The following is a 2,606-nucleotide window of genomic DNA, read 5'->3' on the forward strand; positions in this document are numbered from 1 at the left end:
GCGCAAAAGCTTTTGCTGGTTTTCCAGCTTTAGCTCCAATTGCTTGCGGTGCGAGATTTTACGGGAAAAGCCGATGGTGCCGGCAAAGCGGCCGTTTTTTTGGAAAAAAGGGAAAACCTGCGTGTCAAACCAATTGCAGCCAGCCCGGTTTTCCCGGTAGATGTGGTCGCGGCTTTGGGACAGACGCGATTGTGCTACCGCCTCGTCCAATTCCTCGTATACTAAGCTCAAGAAGGCAGGCATAACATCCCTAACCGTTCGGCCGACGATTTCCGCAGCGCTTTTATGGCAAAAGCGGGTGAAGGAAGCGTTGATCTCTAAAAAACGGCCTTGGTCATCTTTCATCCAGGCCAGCGTAGGCATATGCTGAAAAATGACTTGCAACGGGGTAAGCTCTCCATGATTCATGAACAAGGACTCCTTTTATATAAAAAGTGCGAATCCAGCAGCGGCTGCTTCAGCCTTCTAAATGCAGCACCTTGTCGAGGCGCGTACGCTGCAGCAGTTCTTTGACCATGCCTTGCACGCCTATTAGGGTAAGGGAGCCATTTTTTTCCTGAGTCATCTTGTGCAGCGTTACCAGCACGCCCAGCCCGGAGCTGTCGATATAGGTTACGCCGGCTAGGTTCAGTGTGAGGTGATGGTGGCCGGTTTCGATCTTTTCGATCATTTCGTCGCGGATAAGGCCGGCGTCATGTACGTATAGCTTGCCGGTTAACGTTAGAATGGCTTGATTGCCGTTGGTTGTTAAGGTGTGTTCCATAGCGGAAATCTTCCTTTCACTTTCAAATTAAATCTGGAAAACGACAATGTTGTTTTGGAGACTTTGGGCCATGGCGCTGGTTTCCTCCGAAGTGGCGGCAATGGTTTCTACGGTAGCAGTAACTTCCTGAATCGCGGCAGCTACGGATTGCGTTTCCCGCTCTGTACTTTCGATATCATTAGCGACGTTTTCAATGAGTTGAATGATTTTATCCGACGAAGCGATTTCCGCGTTAGTAATTTTGGCAATGCCGTCGACGTCTTCGACGGTTTCGGTTACCGCAGTCATAATATGTTCTAGAGAACGTTCCGCCGCCGTTACGGCGGTAACACCGGATTCCACTTCCTGCAAACTTTCCTTCATGGCGAAAACGGCGTTTTGCGTATTGTCTGTGATTTTGGCAATGAGGTGGGAAATATTGTCCGCTTCCGTGTTGGATTGTTCCGCCAGCTTGCGTACTTCTTCAGCGACAACGGCAAAACCGCGGCCGGATTCGCCGGCTCGGGCCGCTTCGATAGCGGCGTTAAGAGCCAACAGATTGGTCTGCTTGGCAATGCCGGTGATGGTTTCGTTGATGCTGCCGATCTGCTGGGAATAATCATTGAGCAGCGTAATGACCCGCTCGGCTTCGATGGTTTTGGCGTGAATGGTATTCATACTCTGCATGGCATTATGGATGGTATCTTTGCCGTCTTTAGCGGTGGACATGGTGACTTCCGATTTGCCGCTTGCCGAATGCGCTTTATCTTTGGCAATTTGAATCAGCGAGGACAATTCTACAAGTACTTGGGACGTTTCTGTGCTGGTTTTGGCAGCGTCGCTCATCGAGGAGGCTACGTGCTGGATGTCGTTGGCGATGCTATTAGCGGCGCCGGAAACCTGCTCTGACGAAGCTGCCAGCTCTTCAGAAGCGGCGGAAAGCTCGACGGCGCTGGTGGAAACATCCTTGACGATGCGCAGCTGCCCGTCAATCATGGTGTTGAAGGATTGGCTAAGCTGGCCGATTTCATCAGCTGCCTGGTTGGAAGAGCGGATGGTCAGGTTGCCTTTGCTGGCTTCCGCCATGAGGCTTTGCAGCTCTTTGACGGGAGAGGCCAGCTGGCGGCTGTACCAAACGCCGAGAGCTAAAGAAAATAGAAGAATGACAGCAGTGACTAAAAGGGCGTTATTGGAGCGGGCTTGGACGTCGCTCTTCATGGCGGCGGTCTGGGTTAGAAGCTCTTTCTTTTGGACCTCCGACAAATCTGCAAAGCCTTTGTCGATGGCGGCTACCAGATTTCGTCCTTGCGTTGTCAGCTGGGTCAGATTGGGATCGTTGCTGCGCTTGGCGGCGATAACGCGGTCGCCCAGCTTGAGATAATCGCCAATCAGCTTTTGCACTTCCCCGCCTTTGCTCTGCAAGGCCGGATTTGGCACTTTCGCCGTGTAATCGCTCATGATTTGATAGCTTGCTTGGATGTTGGCGCGATAGCCTTTTTCATAAGTATCCATGCCGTCGGCATAGGTCAAAAAGCCGCGCATGTCTAAAAGCGCTCTGGTAAATTGGGTGTGGGCGTCTTTGGCGGACACCATGTCCATGGCGTCGGTTTCGATGACCTGCTGCGCCTCGGCGCCTACGGCACGGAGATGATAGTAAGTGTAGCTTACAACGCCAGTCATCAACGCAACAACCAAAACAATGATACCGACAATTTGCGCTACGAGAGGAAAACGATTCATTATGTAGTACCTCCCTTTTTGGTCGCCGCTAATTTATTCACTGCTTCAATCAAAGAGGCTCTTTTTCCGGCAAACTTTGTCAGAAATTCTCGGCATAGCCCCGCTATGCCTGCGGTTTCTTTCT

Annotated in this window: 3 protein-coding genes; all 3 read right to left on the reverse strand. The window is 51.4% G+C overall.

What is annotated here, in order from left to right; translation table 11 throughout:
• Window positions 1–408 (reverse strand): PAS domain-containing protein (locus PHF27_RS14270; RefSeq protein ID WP_300071545.1); only part of this gene is annotated, 408 nt, incomplete at its 3' end.
• 49 nt (window positions 409–457) lie between these two features.
• Window positions 458–763, reverse strand: coding sequence for an STAS domain-containing protein (locus tag PHF27_RS14275; protein WP_300071548.1), 306 nt, complete (start codon window positions 761–763; stop codon window positions 458–460).
• Between the two features lie 27 nt (window positions 764–790).
• Window positions 791–2,482: a methyl-accepting chemotaxis protein gene (locus PHF27_RS14280; protein ID WP_300071551.1), complete on the reverse strand. Its 1,692-nt coding sequence runs from the start codon at window positions 2,480–2,482 to the stop codon at window positions 791–793.
• Window positions 2,483–2,606 lie beyond the last annotated feature (124 nt).

Origin of the sequence: Anaeromusa sp., from assembly GCF_028691475.1 — a bacterium.
Classification (GTDB): domain Bacteria; phylum Bacillota; class Negativicutes; order Anaeromusales; family Anaeromusaceae; genus Anaeromusa.